General features: G+C 68.3%; 27 protein-coding genes and 2 pseudogenes. 17 read left to right on the top strand and 12 right to left on the bottom strand.

Annotation, left to right across the window (positions count from 1 at the left end):
- Window positions 1–26 precede the first annotated feature (26 nt).
- Window positions 27–1,319, bottom strand: a complete 1,293-nt coding sequence (locus tag BLR05_RS02420; RefSeq protein ID WP_092832096.1) for an SPOR domain-containing protein — start codon at window positions 1,317–1,319, stop codon at window positions 27–29.
- A gap of 234 nt (window positions 1,320–1,553) precedes the next feature.
- Here BLR05_RS02420 and BLR05_RS02425 point away from each other — a divergent pair, with 234 nt between their 5' ends.
- A complete protein-coding gene (locus BLR05_RS02425) occupies window positions 1,554–2,360 on the top strand; it encodes an SDR family NAD(P)-dependent oxidoreductase (RefSeq protein WP_092832097.1) in 807 nt (268 codons plus the stop codon).
- A 46-nt stretch (window positions 2,361–2,406) separates the two neighbouring features.
- Here BLR05_RS02425 and BLR05_RS02430 read toward each other — a convergent pair whose 3' ends face one another.
- The 3 genes from BLR05_RS02430 to BLR05_RS02440 are packed head-to-tail and all read right to left on the bottom strand — an operon-like array spanning window position 2,407 to window position 5,887.
- On the bottom strand, window positions 2,407–3,690 hold the full coding sequence (locus tag BLR05_RS02430; RefSeq protein WP_092832098.1) for an SAM-dependent methyltransferase: 1,284 nt from the start codon (window positions 3,688–3,690) through the stop codon (window positions 2,407–2,409).
- Window positions 3,687–4,502, bottom strand: coding sequence for a DUF1365 domain-containing protein (locus tag BLR05_RS02435; protein ID WP_092832099.1), 816 nt, complete (start codon window positions 4,500–4,502; stop codon window positions 3,687–3,689). Before BLR05_RS02435 ends, BLR05_RS02430 begins: the two co-directional genes overlap by 4 nt.
- Window positions 4,499–5,887, bottom strand: coding sequence for an NAD(P)/FAD-dependent oxidoreductase (locus tag BLR05_RS02440; protein WP_092832100.1), 1,389 nt, complete (start codon window positions 5,885–5,887; stop codon window positions 4,499–4,501). The genes BLR05_RS02435 and BLR05_RS02440 overlap by 4 nt, the downstream gene beginning before the upstream one ends.
- A 104-nt stretch (window positions 5,888–5,991) precedes the next feature.
- Here BLR05_RS02440 and BLR05_RS02445 point away from each other — a divergent pair, with 104 nt between their 5' ends.
- Together BLR05_RS02445 and BLR05_RS02450 are read left to right on the top strand one after the other, a co-directional pair.
- Window positions 5,992–6,657, top strand: a complete 666-nt coding sequence (locus tag BLR05_RS02445; RefSeq protein ID WP_092832101.1) for a sigma-70 family RNA polymerase sigma factor — start codon at window positions 5,992–5,994, stop codon at window positions 6,655–6,657.
- Window positions 6,654–7,325, top strand: a complete 672-nt coding sequence (locus BLR05_RS02450) for a ChrR family anti-sigma-E factor (RefSeq protein ID WP_092832102.1) — start codon at window positions 6,654–6,656, stop codon at window positions 7,323–7,325. Before BLR05_RS02445 ends, BLR05_RS02450 begins: the two co-directional genes overlap by 4 nt.
- 32 nt (window positions 7,326–7,357) lie before the next feature.
- On the opposite strand, the gene BLR05_RS02455 is transcribed toward BLR05_RS02450, so the two are convergent.
- The 5 genes from BLR05_RS02455 to BLR05_RS02475 all read right to left on the bottom strand — a co-directional run bounded on the left by BLR05_RS02455 (window position 7,358) and on the right by BLR05_RS02475 (window position 12,138).
- A complete protein-coding gene (locus BLR05_RS02455; protein ID WP_092832103.1) occupies window positions 7,358–7,777 on the bottom strand; it encodes a DUF2177 family protein in 420 nt (139 codons plus the stop codon).
- A 63-nt stretch (window positions 7,778–7,840) separates the two neighbouring features.
- On the bottom strand, window positions 7,841–8,461 hold the full coding sequence (locus BLR05_RS02460; RefSeq protein ID WP_092832104.1) for a DUF6134 family protein: 621 nt from the start codon (window positions 8,459–8,461) through the stop codon (window positions 7,841–7,843).
- A gap of 23 nt (window positions 8,462–8,484) precedes the next feature.
- Window positions 8,485–9,306, bottom strand: coding sequence for a DUF1295 domain-containing protein (locus BLR05_RS02465; RefSeq protein WP_092832105.1), 822 nt, complete (start codon window positions 9,304–9,306; stop codon window positions 8,485–8,487).
- A gap of 17 nt (window positions 9,307–9,323) precedes the next feature.
- Complete coding sequence (locus tag BLR05_RS02470) at window positions 9,324–10,382, bottom strand: SAM-dependent methyltransferase (protein ID WP_092832106.1); 1,059 nt, start codon at window positions 10,380–10,382, stop codon at window positions 9,324–9,326.
- A 121-nt stretch (window positions 10,383–10,503) separates the two neighbouring features.
- A complete protein-coding gene (locus tag BLR05_RS02475; RefSeq protein ID WP_092832107.1) occupies window positions 10,504–12,138 on the bottom strand; it encodes a histidine kinase famiy protein in 1,635 nt (544 codons plus the stop codon).
- A gap of 185 nt (window positions 12,139–12,323) precedes the next feature.
- On the opposite strand from BLR05_RS02475, the gene BLR05_RS02480 reads away from it, so the two are divergent.
- From BLR05_RS02480 to BLR05_RS02505, 8 genes and pseudogenes are all read left to right on the top strand, one after another.
- Window positions 12,324–12,707 carry a DUF421 domain-containing protein gene (locus tag BLR05_RS02480; RefSeq protein WP_092832108.1) on the top strand — a complete coding sequence of 128 codons (384 nt, stop codon included), beginning with the start codon at window positions 12,324–12,326 and terminating at the stop codon, window positions 12,705–12,707.
- Between the two features lie 232 nt (window positions 12,708–12,939).
- Window positions 12,940–13,092, top strand: coding sequence for a hypothetical protein (locus tag BLR05_RS26955; RefSeq protein WP_225978947.1), 153 nt, complete (start codon window positions 12,940–12,942; stop codon window positions 13,090–13,092).
- On the top strand, window positions 13,093–13,296 hold the full coding sequence (locus BLR05_RS26960) for a cysteine hydrolase family protein (RefSeq protein ID WP_225978946.1): 204 nt from the start codon (window positions 13,093–13,095) through the stop codon (window positions 13,294–13,296).
- Window positions 13,297–13,393: 97 nt separating this feature from the next.
- Complete coding sequence (locus BLR05_RS02490) at window positions 13,394–13,588, top strand: DUF3606 domain-containing protein (protein WP_092832109.1); 195 nt, start codon at window positions 13,394–13,396, stop codon at window positions 13,586–13,588.
- A gap of 26 nt (window positions 13,589–13,614) precedes the next feature.
- Window positions 13,615–14,031: a hypothetical protein gene (locus BLR05_RS02495; protein WP_092832110.1), complete on the top strand. Its 417-nt coding sequence runs from the start codon at window positions 13,615–13,617 to the stop codon at window positions 14,029–14,031.
- Window positions 14,032–14,191: 160 nt separating this feature from the next.
- Window positions 14,192–14,263 (top strand): annotated as a pseudogene (locus BLR05_RS26965) (hypothetical protein); the annotation flags it as partial.
- Between the two features lie 255 nt (window positions 14,264–14,518).
- Window positions 14,519–14,821 (top strand): hypothetical protein, encoded by a 303-nt coding sequence (locus tag BLR05_RS26970; RefSeq protein ID WP_244160030.1) that lies wholly within the window; start codon window positions 14,519–14,521, stop codon window positions 14,819–14,821.
- Window positions 14,800–15,066: pseudogene (locus BLR05_RS02505) on the top strand (DUF4142 domain-containing protein); the annotation flags it as partial. The gene BLR05_RS26970 and the pseudogene BLR05_RS02505, both read left to right, overlap by 22 nt.
- Before the next feature lie 20 nt (window positions 15,067–15,086).
- Here the strand turns inward: BLR05_RS02505 and ribD are convergent.
- The gene (gene ribD, locus BLR05_RS02510) at window positions 15,087–16,217 is read right to left on the bottom strand and encodes a bifunctional diaminohydroxyphosphoribosylaminopyrimidine deaminase/5-amino-6-(5-phosphoribosylamino)uracil reductase RibD (RefSeq protein ID WP_092832111.1); all 1,131 of its coding nucleotides are present in this window, start codon (window positions 16,215–16,217) and stop codon (window positions 15,087–15,089) included.
- Window positions 16,218–16,297: 80 nt separating this feature from the next.
- On the opposite strand from ribD, the gene pilV reads away from it, so the two are divergent.
- The 6 genes from pilV to BLR05_RS02540 all read left to right on the top strand — a co-directional run bounded on the left by pilV (window position 16,298) and on the right by BLR05_RS02540 (window position 24,268).
- On the top strand, window positions 16,298–16,972 hold the full coding sequence (pilV, locus tag BLR05_RS02515; protein ID WP_092832112.1) for a type IV pilus modification protein PilV: 675 nt from the start codon (window positions 16,298–16,300) through the stop codon (window positions 16,970–16,972).
- Window positions 16,969–18,012 (top strand): PilW family protein, encoded by a 1,044-nt coding sequence (locus BLR05_RS02520; RefSeq protein ID WP_092832113.1) that lies wholly within the window; start codon window positions 16,969–16,971, stop codon window positions 18,010–18,012. The genes pilV and BLR05_RS02520 overlap by 4 nt, the downstream gene beginning before the upstream one ends.
- A 65-nt stretch (window positions 18,013–18,077) precedes the next feature.
- Window positions 18,078–18,656 carry a pilus assembly PilX family protein gene (locus BLR05_RS02525; RefSeq protein WP_092832114.1) on the top strand — a complete coding sequence of 193 codons (579 nt, stop codon included), beginning with the start codon at window positions 18,078–18,080 and terminating at the stop codon, window positions 18,654–18,656.
- Window positions 18,657–18,663: 7 nt separating this feature from the next.
- Window positions 18,664–23,175, top strand: coding sequence for a pilus assembly protein (locus BLR05_RS02530; protein ID WP_092832115.1), 4,512 nt, complete (start codon window positions 18,664–18,666; stop codon window positions 23,173–23,175).
- Window positions 23,172–23,666, top strand: coding sequence for a type IV pilin protein (locus BLR05_RS02535; RefSeq protein ID WP_092832116.1), 495 nt, complete (start codon window positions 23,172–23,174; stop codon window positions 23,664–23,666). The genes BLR05_RS02530 and BLR05_RS02535 overlap by 4 nt, the downstream gene beginning before the upstream one ends.
- Window positions 23,663–24,268 carry a GspH/FimT family pseudopilin gene (locus tag BLR05_RS02540; RefSeq protein WP_230681092.1) on the top strand — a complete coding sequence of 202 codons (606 nt, stop codon included), beginning with the start codon at window positions 23,663–23,665 and terminating at the stop codon, window positions 24,266–24,268. Before BLR05_RS02535 ends, BLR05_RS02540 begins: the two co-directional genes overlap by 4 nt.
- 36 nt (window positions 24,269–24,304) lie before the next feature.
- On the opposite strand, the gene BLR05_RS02545 is transcribed toward BLR05_RS02540, so the two are convergent.
- Entirely contained in the window at window positions 24,305–25,369 is a 1,065-nt protein-coding gene (locus BLR05_RS02545) for a protein-glutamate methylesterase/protein-glutamine glutaminase (RefSeq protein WP_092832118.1), read from the bottom strand.
- 40 nt (window positions 25,370–25,409) lie between these two features.
- Window positions 25,410–25,892, bottom strand: coding sequence for a chemotaxis protein CheD (locus BLR05_RS02550; RefSeq protein WP_092832119.1), 483 nt, complete (start codon window positions 25,890–25,892; stop codon window positions 25,410–25,412).
- Window positions 25,893–25,907 lie beyond the last annotated feature (15 nt).

The raw sequence follows: 25,907 nt of genomic DNA on the forward strand, positions 1-25,907 counted from the left end.
AACACGAAACCACGGCAGAGGTGCCATCACGGGCGCTGCGCAGCCGCGGCCGAGGTTTCCAGTCCGAGCGCCCGGATACGAGCGGCCGCGGCATTGGCTTGCGACGTGGAAGTGAAGGGGCCTGCGCGTACCCGCAGCAGTTCGCGGCCGTCTGCCGCGGTGACCGGTTGCGTGGCCGCCGGAATGCCGGCCCCGCGCAGCATGCCGTGCGCGCGTTGCGCATTCGCGGGCTCGGCGAAGAGGCCGACGTTGATGTAGAGCCTGCGTGCGGGCGACGCGATGGTGTCGGTACGGTCCGCCGCTGCGGACGCCGCTGGTCGGGAGGCCGGTGAAGGGGCGGAGGGGGCGGTGCGGCGAGAGGCGGCACTGGCCGGCGCCTGTGGCTGTATCTGTGCCGGCCGTGTCGATGCGGAGGCAGCCGCCGAAGCCGGCAGCGCGCGCGCAGGGGCTGCGGCCGGTGCGGTGGAGGACGCTGTGGGCGCGGGCGGCAAGGCCGGAGAGGCGGCAGATGCCGCCAGGGAGGCGCCTGCCACGCCGGCCGTCTCGACAGGTGCGGGTACCGAGGCCGGAGCGGCGGGGGAGGTGGCGTCGGGCGCGGGGGCCGCGCTGGCGGACGCCGAGGCGGCCTCGGGCGGGCCGGAGGGCATTTCAGAGGCCGTTTCGGAGGCCGGTGCCTGCGCTGTGGACGCAGCTGTCCGCGGGGCCTCTGCGGCCGTCGCGGGCGGGTGGAAGGCTGCGGAAGGGTCCATGGCGGACCATCCCGGCTGCAACAGCAGCAACGCCGCCAGCAGCAGGGCCAGCACGGCGTTGGCTGCGCCGATCCACACGAGCCGGCGCTGTGTCGGCGCATGCTCCTGCAGCCGTTCCTGGGCCTGCGTCAGCGTCGCGGAGGCGGCCAGCGCCCTGGTGATCCGCTTGCGGATTTCGCCATGGACGATGGCGTTGCCGTAGAGCCCGGGAATCACGGTGGCGGCAAGCAGCACCGCCAGGCCCAGGCCGGCGAGCACGGGAAGCGGCCAGGTGCCGGTGTAGCGGCCCACCGCGACGGCCAGGAGCGCCAGGCCCTCGAGTGCGGCCACATAGACGAGCGCAGCGCTCCACAGCTGCCGGAACACCATCCAGTTGAGCGTGCACAGCGCCGCCGCCCAGTTCCAGCCGGGCAGCGTACGGCCGGCCTCGTCGAAGCGCTCGAAGGCGGGCAGGTACCGCGCCACGCCGATCGGGCCCAGAGCGGCGCGGTACAGCGCGGCCATGGTGCTTTCCGTGGAGCGTCGGGCGGTGGTGGCGGCTGTGACCGCGTAGGCCGATGGTGCGGACATGGCCCGGATTCTGGCACGGGCTGCTCGCGGCCCGGCCGACCGTCCGGCATGGAAAAGCGCGGTTTTATCGCCGGCCGGTGCGGGGCGGTGTCCGACAGGCGAGCGCCGCAGGGGCTTCCACCATGGTGTGCACGGAGGCGCCCGCAATGCTCCTGCCCGCCCGTCCTGCGCAGACGGCGGCAGGCGGCGCGGGCGCCGCGCCTTTCATACAGCTGATCGGAAAGAGGTCTCGCCATGGAATCCATCGAAGGCAACACGGAAACCACTCGGCCGCTAGCGGTGGTTACCGGAGCGTCGTCCGGCATCGGGCTGGAGCTGGCTCGGTGTGCCGCCCGAGGGGGGTACAACCTCGTGCTGGCAGCGGACACGCCGCTCAACGGAGCGGCCGAGGCGTTGTGCGCCGAAGGCGCCGAGGTCGAGTTCATCCAGTTGGACCTGGCCACGGCCGAGGGGTTGGAAAAGCTCTGGGCGGTCATCGGCGACCGCATGGTGCATGCGCTCATGGCCAATGCGGGCCACGGCCTGGGCGGGGCCTTCCTGGACCAGCCGTTTGCCGACGTGCGCCACGTGATCGATACCAACGTGACCGGCACCGTATGGCTGGTGCAGCGCGTGGCCCAGCGCATGTGCGCGGCCGGCCGGGGGCGCATCCTCATCACTGGATCGATCGCCGGCTTCCTGCCCGGCAGCTTCCAGGCCGTGTACAACGGCACCAAGGCATTCGTCGATTCGTTCGCGGCCGCGCTGCGCGATGAACTGCAGGATTGCGGGGTGACGGTGACCTGCCTCATGCCGGGTGTGACCGACACCGCGTTCTTCGAGCGGGCGGGCATGCTGGACACGAAGTTCGGCACCCAGTCCGGCAAGTCCGATCCGGCCGAGGTGGCACGCACGGGCTACGCCGCGATGGAGGCCGGTGAGGCGGATGTGGTGGTGGGGCTGGGCAACAAGCTGCAGGTGGCCCTGGCGAAGATGGCCCCTTCCCAGTTGGTCGCGGCGCAGCACCGGAAGATGGCCGAGCCCGGCACGGCCGACCGCTGACGCCCGCGGCAGGGCGGTGCGGAGTACCGTTGCCCTGGCAGACTGCTCAACGGTCGGTGTGCTCGAGGGTATAGAGGCCCACGTCGATGTGCCCCGTGCGGAAGCCGGCTTCGCAATAGCACAGGTAGTACTCCCAGAGCCTGCGGAACGGCTCGTCGAAGCCCAGCGGCTCGATGGACGGCCAGGCGGACTGGAAGCGCTGGCGCCATTGGGCCAGGGTGGTGGCGTAGTCGGGGCCGAAGGTCTCGCTGGAGCGGATGCGCAGGCCCGCGCCCGCGGCCTGGCTGGCGAGCACCGCAGGCGAGGGCAGCATGCCGCCGGGGAAGATGTACCGCTGGATGAAGTCGGCCCCCGAGCGGTAGTGCTCGAAGTGGCGGTCCGCTATGGTGATCACCTGGAGCACCGCGCGCCCACCCGGCCGCAGGCGGTCGCGCAGGGTGGCGAAGTAGGTGGGCCAGAAGGATTCGCCGACGGCTTCCAGCATCTCGATGGAGACGATGTGGTCGAAGGTGCCGGGCACGTCCCGGTAGTCCTGCAGGCGCAGTTCCACGGTGTCCTGCAGCCCCGCCTGCCGCATGCGCTCCTGGGCGAAGCGCAGTTGCTCCGAAGACAGCGTGATGCCCGTCACCCGGGCGCCCCGCCGGGCCATGTCCTGTGCCAGCGCGCCCCAGCCGCAGCCGATTTCCAGCACCTCTTCGCCGGGTTGCAGGGCCAGGCGCTCGGCGATGCGTTCCAGCTTGACGGCCTGGGCTGCCTCGAGCGATTCCGATCCCGTGGGATAGATCGCGCTGGAGTAGAGCATCGACGCGTCCAGCCACTGCGCATAGAAATCGTTGCCCATGTCGTAGTGGAAGGCAATGTTGCGCCGGCTTCCGCCGCGCGTGTTGGCGCGCAGGAGGTGGCGCAGCCGACCCGCCCAGCGGGCCAGCCAGCCGCCGCCGATGCCCCGGCTCCAGGGGGCTTCGTTGCGGCTGCCGCACTCCAGCAGGGCCGTGAGGTCCGGGGTGGACCATTCGCCCCGGCGGTATCCTTCCGCCAGCCCGAGGTCGCCTCCGGCAAGCAGCCGCCACACGGGCTTCCAGACGTGCAGGACCATGGCGGCCTGCGGGCCGGGTGCCGCGCCGGCACCATGCAGGACCCCGCCATCCGGCAAGTGTACCGATAGCGATCCGCAGGCCATGCTGGCGAGCAGCCGGCGCAGCAGGCGCTCCAGGGGGCGGTGCAGCCAGGGCCTGCCGGGGGAGCGACGCGCATGCGGCAGGTGGTGGCCGGAGGATTCCTCGGACAGGCCGCTCGCGGCCTTCGTGGGCGAGGTGGGGGAGGGCGTCATGTTTCTTCGGGGCGAATGATGGTGAGGTGCCGCTCGGGGGCCGGCGGCTTGGTGTGGACCTTCACGCCCTTGAGCCAGATCTGCAGCGCTTCCCAATGGATGGCGCCCATCACCTTCAGCGTGAGCAGGGGATGCGTGAAGAAGGCGCGAACGAGCGCTCCGTCGGTCAGGGGGCGCATGCGCAGCCGCCATGCGGCGTGGAGCACGGGACCGGCGGCGTCGCCAGCCGTCACGCCGAGCGCCAGTCCATCGCCTGGAACCTGCGGGCGCCGCAGGTCGAACGCGTAGCGCAGGGACAGTGGCAGGAAGGGCGATACATGGAAGGACTTGTCGCATCCATGGCGCTGCCGCGGGTCGTGCGCCTGCGCACCAGGCACCGCGACCAGGTAGCTGTGGCGTTCTCCGAAGGTGTTGTTCACTTCGTAGAGCACCGCGAGCAGGCCGCCGTCGGGCCGGTGGCAGGCATATACCGTGATCGGGTTGAACGCGTAGCCCAGGATGCGCGGCATGGTCAGCATGCGGATGGGGCCTGCTCCGGTCGGAATACCCGCCGCGGCGAGCTGGCGCTCCACGTGGCTGCGCAGGGCCTCGCCCGTGCCCGGTCCGTAGTCCCGCTCGTGCAGGCTGAACAGGTTGAACCGGTTGAGGGAGAAGAACCGCAGCCGGCGTGCCAGCTCCTGCAGTTCGTCCACGTCCAGCCAGAGCGCATGGACGCGGTAGCGCAGGCGATGGCGTGCAGGGCGGTGGCGCTGGTGCGTGACTTCCCCGATGCACAGGGCGCTGCCCGGCACCGGCACGGTGGCGGGAATCATCCCGGGGCCCCTGGCGCATGCGCCGGCGTGCAGTGGATGCGGCCCGATTCGTTCGGCACCGACCAGGGGCGCCGCACGCCGCCCAGGGCCTCGGCCACGGCAAGGCCGGCCTGCAGCCCATCCTCATGGAAGCCTGCGCCGAAGTAGGCGCCGCAGAACCAGGTGCGCCGCTCGCCCTGCAGGCTCCACAGCTGCCGCTGGGCGCGCAGCGCGTCGCCGTCGAAAATGGGGTGTTCGTAGGTTTGCGCGTGCAGTACGTGGCGCGGGTCGGGCTCGCGTACCGGGTTCAGGGTCACGAACAGGGGCAGGTCGTCCGGCAGGTGCTGGAGCCGGTTCATCCAGTAGGTGACGCTCAGGCCGTCGGCGAGGCTGCGGTCGCTGGCGTAGTTCCAGCTGGACCAGACCGCGCGTCGGCGCGGCATCAGTGCCGGGTCGCTGTGCAGCACGGTGCGGTTGCGGCTGTAGCCGAAGGCGCCCAGCCAGCGCGACTCCTCCGGCGTGGCATCGGGCAGCAGGCGCAGCGCCTGGTCGGCATGGGTCGCGATCACCACATGGTCGTGGCGGCGCGATTCGCGCGCATCGGCGGTGCGGACGTGGATGCCGCCTTCCGTGCGGCGCACTTCCACGGCGGGCCGTGCGAGCGACAGGCCGTCCTGCCCCAGGGCGGCCACGAGTTTTTCCACGTAGCGCCGGCTGCCGCCACGGACCGTGCGCCATGCCGGCCGGTGGCCCAGGTGGAGCAACTGGTGGTTCTCGCAGAACCGGACGAAGGATTCCGTGGGGTACTCGCCGATGCGCGCGGCGGGGGTGGACCAGATGGCCGCCGCCATGGGGTAGAGGTGGTCTTCGCGGAAGGCGCGGCCGAAGCCGCGGCGGTCGAGGTATTCGTCCAGGGGCAGCAGCCCCATTTCCTGCGCGTCGCCCGGCGCGAGGCGGTAGAAGCGCACGAGATCCCGGAGCATGGACCAGAAGCGCGGGCGCAGCAGGTTGGCGCGTTGCGCGAACAGGCCGGACAGGCCCGATCCGGAGTATTCCAGCGCCCCTGCGTCCATGCTCACCCCGAACGACATGTCGGTGGGGACCGTTTCCACGCCGAGGTGGGCGAACAGGGCGGTGAGGTTGGGGTATGCCGATTCGTTGTAGACGATGAAGCCGGTATCGACGGCCACGGTGCCCGAAGGGCCCTGCACGTCCACGGTATGGCTGTGGCCGCCGGGCCGCGCGTCGGCTTCGTACACGGTCACCCGGTGGCGGCCGGCCAGCAGCCAGGCCGCGGCCAGGCCCGAGATCCCGCTGCCGATGACGGCGATATCGAGCGGGCCGTTGCGCGATGCTCCGCCCGCGGAGCCGCCGCCGGGGGCGGACATGTCTGGTGTCGTTCTCATTGGAGTCCTCGGATGCTGCCGTCCTATACGCATCTGCCGGGCTCTTGGATTCCGATGTCGCGGGGCGTGATCTAATCCGCCCATCGCTGCGTAATGGCAGCACCATGACCATCGTCCGCAAGCCCCTGGCAGAGCAGCCTCCCCCGAGGACCGCCTCCGCTCTGCCTCCCTACCTGTCGATTGTGTCGAAGTATCACACCGAAGGACTGCCTTCATCGCCTTCGTCGGAAGCGTGGATCGCGCTGGTGCGCGCCGTGGCCGATCACGGGGACCGGCAGGCCTTCGCGGCGCTGTTCAAGCATTTCGCCCCGCGCGTGAAGGCCTACCTGATGCGCCTGGGCCTGGCGGAGGGGGTGGCGGAAGACCTCGCGCAGGAAGCGATGGTCAATCTCTGGCGCAGGGCGGCCACCTTCGATCCGGCACATGCCGGCGTCTCGACCTGGGTGTTCACCATCGCGCGCAACCTGCGCATCGACCATCTGCGCCGCAAATCCAACCAGCTGTGCGACAGCGACGAAGGACTCGACATCGCCGTGGACGGCGACGGCCCCGAGGAACTGACCTACGCCGCCCAGTGCGAAAACGACGTGCGGCGGGCGATGGAGTCGCTCGCTCCCGAACAGGCGCAGGTGCTGCGCCGCTCCTTCTTCGAGGACCAGCCCCATGCCCGGATCGCCGAGGATCTCGGCATCCCGCTGGGGACCGTGAAATCCCGCGTGCGCCTGGCCGTACGCCACCTGCACCGCCTGCTCGGCGCCCATGCGCCATGACGATACGCCACCACCCTGGAGATGGCCTGCTGCTCGACCTGGCCGCGGGACGGCTGTCGCCGGGGCCGGCGCTGCTGGCCGCGGTGCATGCAGAGATGTGCCCGCAGTGCGGGCAGCGCCTGAGGGTCCTGGAGGCTGTCGGCGGCGTGTTGCTGGAATCCCTGCCGGCCGAAACGCTGAGGCCCGACGCCCTGTCCGGCGTACTGGAGGCCATCGATGCCCTGTCCGTGGACGGAACGCGCCCGCCAGTCGGGGCTACCGCACCCGTGCGCGGCGGCCCCGACTGGCCTGCGGGCGCACCATGGCCGCAGGCGCTGGACGGCATGGCGTTCTCGCCCTGGAAATGGATCGCCCCGGGCATGCGCTGGAGCCGGCCCCTCTCCCCGCCGGCGGGCGACGTGAACGTGTTCCTGCTGCGCATCGGCCCCGGACGCAGCCTGCCCGCCCATACCCACGGCGGGCTCGAGTGGACGCAGGTCATGCACGGCGCTTTCCATGACGGACATGCACTCTTCGGCGCGGGCGATTTCGATGCTGCCGACGACAGCGTGCACCACCAGCCGGTGGTGCAGGGGCCGGGAGACTGCATCTGCCTGGCGGCCGTCGATGGGCGCCTGCGCTTCGACGGGATGCTGGCGCGGCTGGCGGGAAGCCTGGTGGGAATGTAGGGCCGGTGCCGAAATGGCGCGGCCCTGGACGGTCAGGCCGATGCAGGAGGGAACCACCGCAGGATCACCTCGCAGGCGATCGCGCTGGCAGCTCCGGTGGCCACCGTTCCCCAGGCCATGTCCATGGCCGTGACATGCCAGGGCCAGTCGCGCAACACCGCCTGGTTGGTGAGCCCGAAGGTGGCATAGGCCATCAGCCCGAGCGCCGCGCCCAGGCCCAGGGCCTGCTGCCAGCTTTGCTTTTCCATGCCTGGAACGACGGCGAAGAAGACCATGCCGGCCACATACAACAGGTAGAACAGCACCGCGGGGGCGATGGAGACACCGTCCTGCATGAGGTGCCCGATGTTGGGCCGGTACAGGCGCTGGGCCATGGTGCCGAGCCATACGGAATCCAGAGCGAGGAAGGCGAGGGCGGTGGCGGCGTAGGCGATGGCGTAGGTGCGTGGCATGGGCGGCTTTCGGAAGAGTGGGGATGGCGGGGAATGCGGTGGTGCGGCGGGAGTGCGATGCCGTCATGGAAGCCGGTAGCTGAGCTTGCGTCCGCCGCGCACGGTGGAATCCAGCCCCACCCACTCCCCGGTGTCGGCGGCATACCAGACGTCGATGGGGCTGCGGGCGCCCGCGATGCGCCAGCGTGTCGCCGGCCGGGGCTGGCCGCGCACGGTGACCGAGCCGTCCTCCTCGCGCGATATCTGCACCGGTTCGAGCTTCCCGCTCTGCGGGTCCAACAGCTGCCGCGAGGCCAGGATGGCCGGATTCCAATAGGCGAAGCTGCGGGTGCAGGGAGCGTCCGGCGCGAATTCCTGGCGCACCGTGCTGCGTTCACCGTCGTCGTCGGTGTCGGCCGCGATGCGCCTCAGGCAGTCGCCACGCCATTGCTCCCGGGCTTCATGCCGGTAACGGTACACCGCGATGCCCAGCACTTTCACCGTGAAGCGGGCCGAGCTTTCCAACTGGCGGTTGCCGCCCTCCTGGGCGCCCAGCCGGAACCGGTGTTCGCCAATCGGGCTGCCGTCCAGCGACACGGTGAAGTTCCACTGCTGCTCCGTCGCGTACTGCGCCTGGGCGTTTGCCGCTGCCGTGGCCAGCAGCAGCCCGGGCAGCAGCCTGCGTGCCCGCGCGGCGGCGTGCATGCGACCGGGATGCGCGGGCTCCTTCACGAGGGCCTCCCGGACCGCGGCGGCATCGGTATGAAGGCGCTCGTGCGGCGCTGGTATTCGCGGTAGGCGGGCCTGCGCGAATGCATGTCCTTTTCGAGCAGCGCCACGCCCGAGACCCGCAGGAGCAGCGTGGTCATGAGCAGGGGCGAGACGATGCTCCAGACCGCCGGCATGCCAGCCACGCCCAGGGCCGCCAGCCACAGGCCCCACCATACGCAGGCCTCGCCGAAGTAGTTGGGATGCCGGGTATAGCGCCACAGGCCCTGGTCCATCACGCGGTCCCCGCGGTCGCCCTGGCGCTTGAACCGGGCCATCTGCGCATCCCCCACGGTTTCGAACACCAGGCCGAAGACGGCCAGGGCCAGGCCGGGAAGGGTCTGCCAGGCATGGTCCGGGCGGAGGAACACCACCGCGGCGAAGAGGGGGGCCGACACCACCCACGCCAGCACGGCCTGCAGGCCGAAGACCAGGTACAGGCTCCTGATCCCGAAGCGCTCGCCGTGGCGCTCCCGCATGGCCTGGTAGCGGCGGTCCTCGCCATGGCCCCAGTTGCGCAGCGTGATGAAGACGGCGAGCCGGGCCGCCCAGGCGGCCGCCACGGCGACAGTCCACCACGCCGCACTGCCCTGCCATGCCGGGCTCAGCCGCAGGGCATACACCACGCCGGCCCCGGCGATCATCGGGCCCCAGATCCGGTCCACCAGGCTCGCATCGCGGCGGGCCAGGCTGACGGTCCAGGTGGCCAGCGCCACGGCGGCGGTCCATGCCAGGCCGCCCAGCGCGGCCTGCCAGGCGTCAGTGCCGAAGAAGTCCGCCATGTCGGTCTCCCGTCCTGTCAGGCCGCTCCGTGCGCGGGCCGCTTGTCGAACAGGTAGTGGCTGACCCACCACTGCTGGCCGTCGCCGTAGGCGAAGAGTTCCTCCACCGCCAGGAAGAAGAGCCGCCAGCGCGTCCACCAGGTGTCCGCGTCGCGGCCGTACACCTGCTGGAACAGCGGCTGGAGTTCCGCGTGGTGCGCGTCCATGTTGTCCAGCCAGGCCCGTGATGTCTTCGCGTAGTGGGTGCCTTCCCATCGCCAGCGCCGCGCGACGCGCAGGTCGTCCTGGCAGTGCAGGGCCAGGTCGTCGCTGGGCATCATGCCGCCCGAGAAGAAATGCTCGCTCATCCAGTCGCTGGCATCGCGGGCCACGAACGGGTAGGGGGCCTCGCGGTGGGTGAACACGTGCATGAAGAAGCGGCCGTCGTCGGCCAGCCAGCGTGCCACGTGCGAGAAGGCGCGGGGCCAGTTGCGCAGGTGCTCGAACATTTCCACCGACACGATCCGGTCGAATCGCTCCGGGGTATCGAAGACGTTGAAGTCGCAGGTCTGCACGCGCACGTTGCGCAGGCCCCGGCGCGCGGCTTCGGCCTCGATGTACTGGCGCTGGGAGTGCGAATTGGAAATGGCCGTGATCGTGCTGGCCGGATACCGCGCGGCCATCCACAGCGTCAGCGAGCCCCAGCCGCAGCCCAGCTCCAGGATGCGCTGGCCGTCCTGCAGGCCGGCATGCTCGCAGGTCTCGGCGAGGGCGTTCTCTTCGGCCTGCTCCAGGGTCGTGGTGCCGTCCGGCCAGAGGCAGCAGCTGTACTTGCGGTGGGGGCCGAGCACCTTGCCGAAGAATTCGGCAGGCACCTCGTAATGCTGCGCATTGGCCTTTTCCGGAACCAGTGCCAGCGGGGCCGAACGGATGCGCTCCAGGAACGCCTGGGTCTGCTCCGCCGCGGACACCCCGTCGCCGCTGCGCAATTCGGCGAGCCGGTCTTTCAGCAGGCGGCGTATGCCGTGCCGTATGAGCCGGTCGGGCAGCAGGCCCCGTTCGACGAGGCGGATGGCGGTGGCGGTGTTCTGCAGCATGCGTGGAGCTCCGGCGGGCGGCGTGCCGGATGGCCCGCCTGGTTCCGGCCTGTACGCGGCGGCTCGCTTTTTGGATTGCAGGGCACCGGCGTGCCGGCGCCCGGCGGCTGCCACCGCCGGTTCAGGTCTTGGTGCCGGTGGCGCCGTCGAGCACCATGCGCACGCGCCGCGCGAGGTCCGCCAGGCGGTAGGGCTTCTTCAGGATCTCGAACTCGCTGGGCGCGACATTGGCAAGGCTGCCCATGTCGCGGTCGAAGCCGGTGGTCAGCAGGATATGGATGCCCGCCACCGTCTTGCGCATCTCGCGGGCCAGTTCGTAGCCGTTCAGGCCTCCGGGCATCACCACGTCGGTGAAGAGCAGGTGCGGCAGCGCGGACGGCTCCAGGGATCGCACGAGCTTGAGGGCCGCGTGCGCGCTGTGCGCCACGTGGACCGTGTACCCCAGCCCTTCGAGCATGGCCTGCGCGAGGTCGGCCACCTCGACGCGGTCGTCCACCACCAGCACGGTTTCCGCGCCGCCGCGCGCGTGCGGAGCAAGCGATTCCACCAGTTCCGGGTGCGTGCGGCCGTGCACGGCAGGGAAGTACATGCGCACCGTGGTGCCCACGCCGACTTCGGAATAGATGGTGACGGCACCGCCCGATTGCTTGGCGAACCCGTACACCATGGACAGGCCCAGGCCCGTGCCCTTGCCTTCCTCCTTGGTGGTGAAGAACGGATCCATCACGCGCGGCACCATGTCGGCCGGGATGCCCGCGCCGGTGTCGGTCACCGACAGGGTGGCATAGGGGCCTGGCGGCAGGCCGGAGAAGGCATGGCCATCCTGCGCGTGCAGTTCGATGCCGCGGGTCTCGACCCCGATGCGGCCGCCGTTGGGCATGGCATCACGGGAGTTGAGCAGCAGGTTGAGCACCGCGACCTCCAGCTGCGTGGTGTCCAGTTCGCAGTTGGGTACGTCGTCTCCGAGCGCGTAGTCGATCTGGATCGCTTCGCCGAGCGTGCGTTCGGCCAGCGAGGCCATGCCGGTGGCCAGCGCATTCAGGCTGACGACCCGGCCCTGGAGCTTCTGCTTGCGCGAGAACGCCAGCAACTGCTGCGTGAGCGTGGAGGCCTTGCTGACGGCGCTGCGGATGCTGTCGACGGAGCGGTCGATGTCCTCCCGGGTGAGCTTCTGGCTGCGGTTGCGCACGCGCATCACGTCCAGATGGCCGGACATGACCTGCAGCAGGTTGTTGAAATCGTGCGAGATGCCACCGGTCAGCTGGCCGAGGGCCTCCATCTTCTGCGCCTGCGACAGCGCTTCCTCGGCGTCGCGGCGCCGGCTCACGTCGAGCTGGGATGCGAAGAAATAGACGAGTTCTCCGCGGGAGTTGTAGACGGGCGAGATGAACAGCGCATTCCAGAACGTGGAGCCGTCCTTGCGGTAGTTGAGCAGTTCGAGCGAGATCTCGCGCCGCTGCTCGATCGCTTCGCGCAGGGCCGCGACGGTGTTGCGATCGGTGGCGGGACCCTGCAGGAAGCGGCAGTTGTGCCCGAGGATGTCCTGCGGCTGGTAGCCCGTCATCGAAATGAAGGCACGGTTGCAGAAAACGATGGGGTTGTCGGGCTGGCGCGGATCGGTGACCAGCATGGGCATCCGCGTGGTTTCGATGGCCGCGAAAAAGATGTCGTCCTTGTGATCGGCGACTTCGGTGGGGGCGCCTTCCGCGACGAAGGGGCGCGCCTGGCCGGTGATGGGGGGCTTCTCGCTGCTCATCAGGCGGACTATACGGACAAAGCGGACAAAGCGCCGTGCTGGACATTTCCCCCGATCGGCCCGGCCTGTAGGCGCACGCGCCGTCCACCACAGGTGGCGGCTGCGTCCTACGCGGCGTGGCTCGGCCGGCGCATGGAGGCCGGTGGCTTCCTTGCCAGGATCGCGGCCAAGGAGGATCCAAGCCCATGTGGAATCTCGAAGTGGAATGGCCGGAACGGGTGCTGCGCGGCGTGCTCGTCTATCTTGCGCTGTTGTGCATGCTCCGGATTTCCGGCAAGCGGACGGTGGGGCAGTTCACGCCCTTCGATCTGCTGGTGTGCGGGGTGCTGATGGCGCTGAATGCGACCGCGGGCTTCCTGAGCGCATGCAGCCGCATGGTGGAGGCCGTGCTCGTGGCGCGCGATGGCCATGTTTTCCGAGATGCGCTGCGCCGCCACCGGGTGTCGCGCAGCGACTGGGACAAGGCGCTGCGCGAGGCCGATTGCGACGAGTCCGCGATACGGCTGGCTTTCCTGGAGGCGGACGGCAGCATCGTCATCCAGAAGGCCCCGCGCGCGCAGGCGGAGTGACCGGGCGCACGGCAACGCGCGGCACCGGCCCATACGCCACGGCCCGTACAGAAGCGCGCCGGATTCGGAGGTTCCCTGCGGCACAGGTCGGTGGAGGCGGGAAGTTCTTGGGGGGTATCTTCATTGCCCGGTACCTGCCACCCGTGTCCTCCGCCGCCTCGCCTCGCCAAACCCGCCTGCCGCGCATGCGACGCTGCAACTGCGGGAGCGGCTGGCAAGCCGCCGTGTGCCGGTGATCTATGCCAACGACAACTACGGCACGTGGCACAGCGAATTCAGCGACCTGCTCGCGGCCTGCGGGGAATGGCCAGGAAAGCGCGGCGAACTGTCCCGGCTCATGGCGCCCCGCCCACGCGACCTGACCCTGCTGCACCTGCTGCTGTAGATGGGGACGCGGCGCATCATCGTCGCGGGCCTGGCAGCGGAGATGTGCGTGATGCTGAGCGCCACCGACGCCCGCATGCTCGGCTACGACGTCTGGGTGCCGGAGGACTGCACCGCCGCCGAGAGCCCGGCGCGCAAGCGCAACGCCCTGAGGCAATTGGAAGAGGCCTTCCAGTGCGATGTGCGGCCCGGAAACCTGCTGTGACAGTTCCAGCATGGACGGCGGGGCTTGTCCTACGCCCGGGCCGCAGCGGGCCGCCCAGCATGGATGCATCGCACATGCATTGCATAGGAGCATTTTCGTGGCAGACGACAAAACCAAGGTGGGTGGCGCGGACCGGCGGCTCATCAACCTCTCGGAAGACTACGAAGTGCGCGACTGGGCCTCCGTGCTCCATTGCGACGAATACGAACTGCGCAGGGCCGTTCAGACCGTCGGCAATTCGGCGGAGGCCGTGCGCAGCTATCTCGCGCAGAACCGCGAGCGCGCGCAATGACAGCCCAACACATCGGAGGACACCCCATGAAGCCTGACGACACAGCCACTCCAGCGCAGCCTGACACATCCCGCGAAGCCATCGCGGCTTCCGGCCAGGAGCGCCGGCGCGACACCGGCCACCATGACCAGTACGGCATGCGCGACGATCCCCGTCCCGCCGCCACCCCCGCCGGCGCGGAGAACCTCGCCACCGGCGAAGGCGCGCGCCGTTTCGGTGCCGGCGGCGACGAGAGCACCTATGGCAACCGCGAGCGCCAGCGCCCCGGCGACCGGCATTCGGACCGGCTGCGGACCGGGCCGATCGCGTCGGTCGATTCCTCCGGCTCGGCACGGGGCCTGGGGCTCGACTACGGTGGCGGCCAGCCCGAAGGCCCGATGCCGTCCTCCCGCCAGGGGGCGGCCCTGATCGGCGAGACGCGCGACCGCGGCCGCCAGCACTGACCGGCATGCCCGGTCCGCACGATGGCTGAGGACACCTTGTCGCAAGGCCGCAGCCTGCACCCGCTGGCCTGGGCTGGCGGCTGCACCAGGTACTGCAATGGCACCACCTGCTGAGCCGCGTGCGTTCCCCCCGCTGGCGGACGGGCGGTTCCACACCCTGATGTACGTCATCGCGGCCGTCGGGCTGTGGCGGCTCTGGAAAGCGCGCAGCGTGCTCGCCGCATCCGAAGCCGATCATCGTCTGGCCGGCAGTGCCTTGCCCGGCTTCGGGCTCTGGCACCTGCTGGATGCCCCGTGCCGTCGCACTGGCTGCTCTGGGCCTGCACCGCGTGCGCGACGCGGCGGAGATACCGCTGCTGTGGCGCATCGGCTGGCTCCTGCTGAACGCCATCTCCGGTGGCCGCGGAAACGGCCCGGGCGCCGTGGCCGTGGCTGGCCCGCTACCGGTCCCGTTGCGCAGACGGCCGCGCGGGGCTCCAGCCCCGGTGTGGCGGGCCGCTGGCTGGCCGCCGTGCTGCTGGTGGGTGGAGCGGCGCTCGCCTGCCTGTGGCCGCAGGGCGACCGGGGCGGCGATGTGATGGTGCTGTTCCGCCCGGGGATTTCCGCGGCCGACGCCATGGGGCGTCTTTCCGCTGCCGATGCGCGCGTAGTCTGGGCGGACCGGTCCGGTGCGCTGGGGATGCCTGTCCTGGATGGGCGCCGGGCCTTCCGCGTGAGCGCGGTCATTCCTTGCAGTTTCCCTTTCATCACTGCAGGAAGGAGTATTCCATGGACCACCGCCAACTGGTGATTTCCGCCTCCGTCGTCCTGGAAGGACAGGCGTCGCGCCTGACGCGGGCGGACAAGTCCTTCCGGGACGATGCTGCCCACAATGGCCATGCCGAGGTCAGGAGCAGCCAGCTCGCGCTGCAGAAGGCCCGGAACCCCAAGGTGCGTGCCTTCGCGCAGCAGATGGTGGACGACCACACCCAGGCCAACCAGCAACTGGCCGCGCTGGCAGCCGGGAAGAACATGCGCCGCAGGCCGGTGTCGGTGTGCGTAGGAAGTGCGGCGGTTCAGGCCATGGATTCCCGGCTGGCCACCCTCGCGCACACCCGCAGGTCCGGCCCGACCTGGGCGACCGAGCGGATGGTGAGGCCGAGCGCCTGCCCCAGGTCCGGAAGCGGGCCGAACGGCGCAATGCCTCTTCCTTGTCCCAGGAGCTTGGGGGCGAGGTAGAGCAGCACCTCGTCCACCAGACCGGCCGCGCACAGCGCTCCGCTGGCGATGGCGCCTGCTTCCACATGCACCTCGTTGGCTTCCCGTGCCGCGAGGTCCGCCATGACGTCGTGCAACGCCACCCGACCGTCGGGGCCGGGCAGGTGCACGACCGTCGCGCCCGAGGCGCGCAGTGCGCTCTCCTTCGATTCGTCCCTGATCGCGCAATAGATCACCACGCTGCGCTCCCGCGCACGCAGCAGTGCCGCATCCGGCGGGGTGCGCAGCCGGCTGTCGAGCACCGCGACCCAGGGCTGGCGTTCGGTGGGCACCTCGCGCACATCCAGGCGCGGATCGTCCGCGAGCACGGTGCCCACGCCCGTGAGGACCACGCAGGCCCGCGCGCGCCAGGCATGCGCGTCGGCGCGCGCCGCGGCGGAGGTGATCCACTGGCTTTGCCCGTCCGGCAGCGCCGTGATTCCGTCCAGGGACGCTGCGGACTTCAGCCGCACCCAGGGCAAGCGCCGCACCATGCGGCTGAGAAAGCCGATGTTCAGCTCCCGTGAGGCCTCTGCGCCCGGGCCGACTTCCACTTCGACCCCCGCAGCGCGCAGGCGCGCGAACCCCTGGCCCGCCACCCGGGGGTTGGGGTCGCCTACCGAAGCGACCACGCGGGCGATGCCTGCTTCCACCAGGGCGTCGCAACAGGGGCCCGTGCGTCCGTGATGGGAGCAGGGCTCCAGGGTGACGTAGGCGGTGGCGCCTCGGGTGGCGTGGCCCCGGGCCCGGGCATCGCGCAGCGCCATGATCTCGGCGTGGGGGCCTCCGGCGCGCTGGGTCGATCCCTGGCCAATGACCTGCTGGTCGGCGTTGACCAGCACGCACCCCACGCGGGGATTGGGTGAGGTCCTGTAGAGCCCGTCTTCCGCCAGCTGGAGCGCACGCTGCATGAAATCGATGGGGAATGCGGAGGCGTAGGGCACGGACATCCGGGTATTTTGCGCTGACTGGTCGGATTGGCCCGCCAAACGGCATCGCCAGAGGCATGCCGCCGACCTAAGATTCCGGCATGGACAATAACAGTTTGTTGTACTCCTTACGTTCGTGGCGGCCAGCGGGAGATGCATCTCCACGGCATCGGGAATCGGGGTTTACCCTGGTGGAAGTGCTGGTGTCGATCGTGGTGCTCTCGTTCGGCATCCTGGGGCTGGTCGGAGTGCAGGCCTTTGCGCTGCAATCGACCCGGGAGGCCCGCCTGCAGGCCCAGGCGGCCAACCTGGCGCGGGAGATGGCGGAGATGATGCGGGGTAACAACCAGATCGGCATCAAGAGCGATGCCAGCTTGAATCCGTATCTCGTCAGTCTGCAAAGCCCGTTGGCCCCGGCGACCGCCGGCTATTGCCTGGGTGTGGCCTCGTCGTCCGCCTGCGCGGATGGGACGGCTGTGGCCCGTGCAGAACTGACTGATTGGCTCACGCGGCTGGATGCCGCCCTGCCTGGCGCGCGGGTGGTCATCTGCTTCGACAAGGCGCCCTACGACAGCAACGGCATGCCGCAATGGAACTGCACTGCTGGAACTGCCGGCGTGGATGAAATCGCGGTCATCAAGATCGGCTGGACCCGCAAATCCACGCTCCGTGCATCGGAGTCCGCCGGCATCGAGACCGCTGCGGCCAGCACCAGCTACCCCTATGTGGTCTTCCCCGTCACGAGCGGCAACCCGATGGGAGCGCCCTCGCTATGAGTCGCTTTTCCAAAGCCGCCGGCCGCAGGGGCCGGCAGAGGGGCCTGACTCTGGTGGAACTGATGGTCGCGATGGTCATCAGCCTGCTGATCGTATTGGCTGCGACCGTGGCCCTGGTGGTTGCCCGGCAGGGCTTCAACAACGTCGATGCGGCATCGCAGCTGCGCGACAACGCCCGCTTCGTGGAAGACATGGTTCAGCGCCTGGGCGTGCAGGCGGGCTACCGCGACCTGTTCCATGCGGCCTATGACGAGAGCGCCAGCACCAGCGGGCTCGATCCGTCCGCGGTCCCCAATACCTTCGTCTATGGCTTCAACAACAAGGCACGTACCGGTTCGGACAACTGGTACCAGGCCAGCACGGCCCGTACGTCGGGCAGCGTGGGATATGGCAGCGACGTGCTCGTCCTGCGCTTCCAGCCCGCGACATCCAACAGCGATGCCACCAAGACGGACAATGCAATGATCGACTGCTCGGGTTATGCGCCCGCCGTGAGTGCCAAGGACCGCTACGACCGGGTGGCGAGCGTGCTCCACATGGACGTGAGCAATGATGGCGAGCCGGCACTGATGTGTACGCGCTGGTACCTCGACAGCACGAATACGCTGCAGACGGATACCGGGCCGCTGATCTCCGGGGTCGAGGACTTCCAGGTGCTCTATGGCGTGGACGGCATTCCTGCCAACAACGCCACGATGCCTGCCGCTTCCACGGTGGACAGCGTGCAGGACCGATTCCTGCGTGCCGACCAGATCACGGTCTCCGATCCGCTGGTGTCTGCCGCGAACTGGCGCCGCGTGCGCAGCATCCGGATCGGCATGGTGTTGCGGGGCGCGCCGAACTCGGCCGTAGACCGCACCTCGCAGACCTACTACCCCCTGGGCACCGCGAAGGGATCGAGCGGCGGTGCCATCGGCAGCATGTTCGCCGATGACACGAACGATCCAGGAGCCGTGTTCACGCCGACCGCCGACGGCCGGCTGCGGCAGGTGGTCACCTTCACCGTGCATTTGCGCAACAACCAGCGGGAGCCTGGATGATGTCCCGTACTCGAACCGATCACTGCGTACGACGCTCGGTGCTTAGTGTCCGGACAGAGGCCGGCATGTCGCTGATCGTCGTGCTGCTGATCCTGGTCGTGGTGTCCATCCTGGGCGTGGCGGGCATCCAGATCTCGATGATGGGCGAGCGCTCGACCCGCAACGACCGCGACAAGCAGGTGGCGTGGCAGTCCGCCGAGGCGGCGCTCATCGATGCGGAATTGGACATCCTCGGCAAACCCGATGCCGCCACCGTCACCAAGCGCGGAGAGGTCTTCAAGCGGGGCAGCACGGATGTCTCGAAGTTCCTCCCGGGTTGCGGCAGCGATCAACGCGCCAAGAACCTGGGCTTGTGCTACTCCCTGCCCGGCGTGGCGCCTGCATGGCTGACGGTGGACCTGGCATCGTCCACCAACCCCCAGTCCGTGACCTTCGGCACCTTCACCGGGCGTGTGTTTCCGTCGGGCCAGGTGGGACTCCAGCCCGCCGCGCCGCCGCGCTACGTGATCGAACTGGTGGAAGACCCCGAGGGCGCCCGCCCCACCGCTCCCAAGGACCGCAAATACATCTACCGCGTGACTGCCATGGGATTCGGCCCCAGTGCCTCCACCCAGGGCGTCCTGCAGATCGTCTACAGAAACTGAGCCCGCCATGAACGCCCAGAGTCCATCCTACCGGCCCTCCCTGCGCCAGCGGGGCTTCATCAGCAAGCCGTTCCTCGGGGCCGTGGCCATCCTGGCGGGCCTCGTCGCGTTCGGGACGTCTTTCCTGGCGATCGGCGCCGGCTCGCCCGTCACCACGCCGCCGATCAATCTGTCCAGCGACCCGCTGTACGCGGTGAACGTGAAGGACAAACCCACCATGGCCCTGGCCCTGTCGGTGGAATATCCCACCGTGGGTGCCCAGTACGTCAACGTGCCCAACACGAACACCGACGATTCGTACGCCAACACCAATGAATACCTCGGCTACTACGACGCGGAAAGCTGCTACCGGTACAACGACGCGCCGACCGAGACGCCGGAAAGCGGAAGGACAGCCGCTGATTACAAGCGCTTCGATCCCATCGGAAGAGCCACGAACCGCAAATGCAACGATGCCTTCAGCGGAAACTTCCTGAACTGGGCCACCAATTCCGCCGTGGACATGCTGCGCCTTGCGCTCTCCGGTGGCGACCGCTATGTCGATACCTCGACGCTGACCATCCTGCAGCGGGCCGTGCTGCCGAACGGCGATCCCATCTGCATGTGGAATTCGAACAACTTTCCGGCGAAGCGGCTGGCGAAGGATGGGGGCGGAGCGAACTCCTATTGGGGTGCCGTGCCGAATGCCATGGTGACCGGCGCCAACGGCAACGACATCTGGGTGGCCAACACGCTGAACCGGGTGTACTTCCGGGCGGGGGCGTCTGCCGCGGGATCCTGCACGGATAGCAGCGGATATATGCTCGGTGCGCCCACGACGACGCAGAGCCGTGGCACGACCACCTACCAGAACAATGTAGCTTTGCCGAACGATGCCGTGCTGTGCACGGCAGAAAACGCCATGTGCAACTTCACCGGCGTGCGCGAGGTGTGGTTCGGCGTTCCGCCGTCCTTCCTTTTCCCGCGCCAGAACTGGGCCGTCGTGCCCGCCTCGAATGGCATCAATTGCAACTACCAGGTGATCGGTGATCCTGCCCCCGGCCAGGGCAAGAATTGCTATACGCGCCCCTACACGGGTACATGGCAGCCCCCGCAAAGCACGGCGCTCAATTCCGACGGTTTCTTCTATTCGCGCGTGCAGGTCTGCAACAAGACCGGCGACCTGCTGCAGGATATCCGTGACTACGGCCTGTGTACCCAATACCCGAGTGGCAACTACAAGCCCGTGGGCGTGATCCAGAAGTATTCCGACCAGCTCAGGCTGGCGGCATTCGGCTACCTGATGGACCAGACGGCAAGCTACAACAATGGCCGCTATGGTGGCGTACTGCGTGCGCCCATGAAGTACGTCGGGCAGAAAACCTTCGATGTGCTGGGTCGTGAGGAAACCACGACGAATGCGAAGGCCGAGTGGAATATCAACACGGGCATTTTCAACAAGAATCCCGAGTCCGACACTGTCTTCGGGATCAGCGGGGTGATCAATTACCTGAACCAGTTCGGCCGGACCGGGCCCGTGCCGGGGCGCTACAAGATATACGACCCGGTCGGAGAACTGTATTACCAATCACTGCGGTACATGCAGGGCCTGGCGCCCACCGGGGATGCGATTTCCGGCCTGGGTACCCCTTCCACCGGCAGCGCGCTGTACGACGGCTATCCGGTCTATACCGACTGGACCAATATCGATCCCTACGGTGGCTCTCGTTCTCCTTCGGAGAACTATTCGTGCGTCCGCAGCAATATCGTGGTGATCGGGGACATCAATACCCACGACGGCAATTGGCGCAACATCCCCACCTCCGATGATCCGGCCAACAATGCCACGAACTTCCGCACGTGGCACCAGGTGGTACAGGCGTTCGAGAAAGGCACGTCCATGGCCTATGTGGACGGCCAGGGCGTCAACCGCACGACGTCCAATCCCAACACGCCCAATCCGAACGTTCCTTCCAATAGCCAGACCAGCCAGATCATGGGGTACGCGTACTGGGCGCATACCCAGGACATCCGCGGAACCCGATGGACTGCGGCCACCGCGAAGCAGCGCCCGGGATTGCGTGTGAAGACATTCCTGTTCGACGTGAACGAATACGCGGCCCAGAACGATGTCACTACCCGGCAGACCCGCAACCAGTTCTTCATGGCCGCCAAGTACGGGGGCTTCAACTCGACCTCATCGACATCGTCGTCCTCTAACGCTTCGGTGGATCCTTACAATGCCTACGGCAATCCGTTCCGGAACCAGGCCACCAACACAAACGACAACAACGTCTGGCAGAAGCCGAGTTCCCCCGGCGAAGCGTCGACTTACTATCTGCAGAGCGATGCACGGGGGGTGCTGGCCGCGTTCAAGGCCATCTTCGAGAGTTCGATCGGCAGCGCGCGCAGTATCGCTGGCAGCGCTTCTGCCTCCCGCGTGCAGGCAAGTGCGGACAACTTCCTGTATTCCGCGAAGTTCGACGTGGCTTCGTGGACGGGTGACGTGATCGCAGAGCAGATCACGCGATCGGGGTCAGGGGCGTCGGCCGGCCTTTCCGTGTCGTCCAACCCGGTGTGGAGTGCCGCTGCCCGCCTGAAGGCCAAGAATGCTTCCGATCGGAAGATCTTCGCCGGTCATGGCAGCCGGCAGGCTGCTACGGAGTTCACGTGGAGCGGTATCAGCGGCAAGCCGATGCAGACGTCCCTGAGCAAGGCGTCTCCGAGCGCGGCGGCGGATTCCCTGGGGCCCGACCGTCTGGACTACTTGCGCGGGGTGCGAACCAATGAGGGCGCAGGTGCCCAGTTCCGTGTGCGAACGGAACTCCTGGGAGACATCGTGAACTCCGGTGTCACGTTTTCCGGTCCGCCCCCAGCGGCATTCACCGGGAACAGCTATGCCCTGTTCAGCGCCAGCAGTGCGAATGGAAGCCGTTCCCCCGTGGTGTTCGCGGGAGCGAACGATGGCATGCTGCACGCCTTCGCCGCCCAGACGGACACTGGCAAGGGCATCACCGCAGGGGACGAGTTGTTTGCCTATGTTCCCAGTTGGATGGGCCCGAAGCTCTCGGCCTTGACTTCGCCGACCTATGTCAACAACCACCAGGCCTATGTCGACGCCCCATCTGCCGTGGGAGAGGCCCAGGTCGCTTTCACGTCGGGCGCAGGCAGTGCCACCGACTGGAAGACCGTGCTCGTTTCCGGCACCGGCGCCGGCGGCCGGGGTGTGTTCGCGCTCGATGTCTCCAAGCCGGAAACCTTTGCAGTCGGCAATGCGATGTGGGAATTCACCGGTGCCGACGATTCGGACATGGGCTTCGTGATCGGGCGCCCGCAGATCCTCAAATTCCGGACCGGGGCGGATACCTATCGCTGGTTCGCCGTCGTGGCCAGCGGGGCGGACAATTACTCCAGCACCTTCGACAGTGGGGGCGGCGGGGGCCGTCCGGCGCTCTTCCTGCTCGCGCTGGACAAGGCTTCGGGGGATGCCTGGGTCGAAGGGACCAACTACTTCAAGCTGATCTTCCCCGTGGACGCGACCCTCGCTGCCACCGTGGCCACGGGCATGGCGAATTTCACGCCTCTCTACGCCCGCGGTGGGGAGGTCACGCAGATCTATGCCGGAGACCTGCATGGCAAATTGTGGAAACTGGATTTCACCTGCGCCACGTCCACTGCTGCCGGCTCTTCCTGCACATATGGCTACAAGGCCACCAGCAGCTGGACGGTGGCCGGCCTGAGCAGTTTCGGCTCGGGCGGAACCCCGTACCCCTTCTTCATTGCCAAGGATGCTTCGGGCAACGCGCAGCCGATCACTTCGGCGCCGCAACTTTTCACCGGTCCGATCGTGAACAGCCAGGAGACGTTCTACGTACTGATCGGAACCGGCAAGTACCTGGAATCGTCTGACCGGACTTCCACCAGCACGCAGAGCGTGTACGCCCTCTACGACAACGGCTCATCCACGGCCGACTCTTCCACTCCCGCTGCGGCCATCTCCGGACGGAGCCGGATGGCCCCGGGAACGGTGAGCACCACGGCACAGACGGTGAGTGTCGCCAGCTTCAAGTGGGGCCGCCCCCAGAGCGATGGCGACACCACCCAGCGCGCCGGCTGGTACATCGATCTGCCGAGTTCCGGCGAGCGGTCCATCAGCGGCTTCACCGACCTCGGCGGACTGACGGTGGCGTTCAGCACGGTCATCCCGGGAGATGTCACCTCTGCAGGAGCTTGTAACGCCAATCCAGGTTCAGGACGCCAATACACGGTGGATGTCGCCGCGGGCACGGGCAGCACGGCGGAGTCCCAGGTAGGGCTGCTGAGCGCATTCGTGGTGATCGAGGACACCGCCAGTTCCACGGTGACCAATTACGATAGCACCGGCCAAGCCGTGCGCACGATCATGAAGCGCAGCCTGCAGACCGGCTCCTCGGGCGTCACCGAAGGCAAGAGCACCCCGGTGCAGGAGGTGGTCGGCCGGCTCAGCTGGCGGCAGATCTACGATTACCGGCAACTCCGCAAGGACGCGACAACCCCATGACACAACCTCTTTCCAACCGTGGTTTCACTCTGCTGGAGCTGATGATCGTCGTGGCGGTGATCGGTATCCTGGCAGCGGTGGCCTACCCTGCCTATACCGACTCCGTACTCAAGGGCAGGCGCGCCCAGGCTCGCACGGCCCTGGCGGAACTGATGCAGCAGCAGGAGCGTTTCATGACGCAGCGCAATTGCTACCTCGGGTTCAGCAACAGCGGGGGCAGTGCCACCGCCACGGCGAACACGAACTGCGGCATTGCTACCTCCTTCACCGTGCCTTTCAAGACGTATGCGGGCGAGAATCCCGGCTCGGCCACCTACCAGTTGTCGGCCACGACCTGCAACAGCAGCCTGACACTGTCGGACTGTGTCAAGGTCGTGGCCAGCCCGGTCAAGTCCGACCCCGCCGTGGGCGATCTCTCCCTGACCAGCATGGGCGTCAAAGCATGTACCGGCACGGCCAGCACTACCAATCCGAAACTGTGCTGGCCATGACGACGGATGCGCGCCATGGGCCGCAGGCCCTCCGAAGCAGCGTGGCCGCCAGGCGGCCCCGGGGCTTCACCCTGATCGAACTCATGGTGGTGATGGTGCTGGTGGCAGTGCTTCTGCGCATCGGCATCCCGAGCTTCGTGAGCTTCCAGCGCAATTCCGAACTGACCTCCGCTGCCAACGGGCTGCTTTCGAGCATCAATTCGGCCCGCACGGAGGCCATGAAGCGCAACATGAATGCCACGGTGTATCCCACCGATGGCCGTTCCTGGGCCGCCGGGTGGACCGTGTATGTGGACGTGGATGGCACCGGCTCGTTCAATGCCGCCAACGACCTGGTCGTATCCGCGCAGCCTGCACTGGCTTCGTATTTTTCCGTGAGCGGCACGGGCACGGCGGCGGGTACGACGCCCTTCGTCACATTCAACTCTTCGGGGTACGTGAAGGATTTCGGCAACGTCACCCTGGAAATCGCGCGCAACGATCTTTCCGATGCGGCGCTGTTGCAACAGACGCGGCGGGTCATCATCTCCAAGACGGGCCGCGTGCGCGTCTGCAAGCCGGCGTCCGCGACAGACGCCACCTGCTCGAGCGGCGGGAACTGACGGTCCGCTGCCTGGCGCCGGGTGGAGAGACTCGCCCTAAGCCCCCCCGATCTCCCTCCAGATCGCCGACAGCGGCAGGACCTTGTCCACTCCCCCGCGCTTGATCGCCTCCTTCGGCATGCCGAAGACCACGCAGCTCTCTTCGTCCTGGGCGGTGGTGCGGGCACCGGCCTGGTGCATCTCCAGCAGGCCGGCGGCGCCGTCGTCGCCCATGCCGGTCATGATGATGCCGTGGGCATTGGCGCCCGCGCTCTTGGCCACGGAGCGGAACAGCACGTCCACCGAGGGGCGGTGGCGGTTCACCAGGGGGCCGTCCAGCACCTCGACGTGGTATTGCGCACCACTGCGCCGCAGCAGCATGTGCCTGCCCCCCGGGGCGATCAGCGCGCGGCCGGGAACGACGCGGTCGTTGTTTTCCGCCTCCTTGACGGCGATGTGGCACAGGCCGTCCAGGCGGCTGGCGAAGGCGGCGGTGAATTTTTCCGGCATGTGCTGCACGATGACGATGCCGGGGCACACGCGGGGCAGGGCGGTGAGCACTTCTTCCAGCGCCTGCGTGCCGCCGGTGGAGGTGCCGATGGCCACCACGCGCTCCGTGGTCTGGGCCATCGCCCGGCCCGCGCCGGGCGGCAGGATGGCGTCGGCAGTGTGCTTGCCGGTGGGCGCCAGCGGCACGGCCGGGCGGGCCAGGCGCCGCACGTTGGCGCGCGCTGCGGCGCGCACGGTGGCGACCAGTTCGTCCGCGCTCTCGGTCAGGAAGGACTTGAGGCCGAGCCGGGGTTTGGTCACGATGGATACCGCGCCTGCGGCGAGCGCCTCCATCGTGGTCCTGGCGCCCTTTTCCGTGAGGGTGGAGCAGATCACGACGGGCGTGGGACGCTCGGCCATGATCTTGCGCAGGAAGGTGATGCCGTCCATGCGGGGCATCTCGACGTCCAGCAGGATCACGTCCGGCCATTGCTGCTTCATGCGCTCCATGGCCAGCAGCGGGTCGGCTGCCGCATACAGCACCTCGATGCCGGGCGCCTCTCCGAGCAGGCCGGTAAGTACCTGGCGCACGACGGCGGAATCGTCCACGACGATGACTTGGATGGGTTTCATGGGTTGTTGCGTCTGCTGTAAAGCGCTGTGGTGAGACCGGCTATGGCTGCCGCAGTGCGGCCGGCGGGATCTGCCGGACCCAGACCGCGCCGCTGGCGACGTCGAAAACCACCTGCCGGTGGCCGTCGCCGAAGAGGTGTTCGCTGCGCACCGCGATGCCCCGGCCGGCCAGCAGTTGCCGCGCGGCGTGGCCATTGCGGGTGCCGACGGTGTCCATCACGGACTCCGGCCGGGTGGGGAACATGTTGCCGCCACCGAAGACCTTGGCCTCGCATTCGGCGGTGGGCACCCGCTCGCGCCGCAGGCCGCGCACCATCAGTTCCAGTGCCTCTTCGCCGTAGCGGCCGTCCAGTTCGCCGGGCCGGGCAGGGCGGCCGCGGTCGGCCAGCAGGAAATGCGACATGGCGCCGATGCGGCGCGCGGGATGCCACAGCGTGATCGCCACGCAGGAGCCCAGCATGGTGCGCAGCCGCATGGTGTCGTCACCCACGAAGTATTCCCCCGGCTGGAGGAAAACGTCCATGGGCCTGGAAGGCGT

This window comes from Paracidovorax cattleyae (assembly GCF_900104515.1).
Taxonomy (GTDB): Bacteria; Pseudomonadota; Gammaproteobacteria; order Burkholderiales; family Burkholderiaceae_C; genus Paracidovorax; species Paracidovorax cattleyae.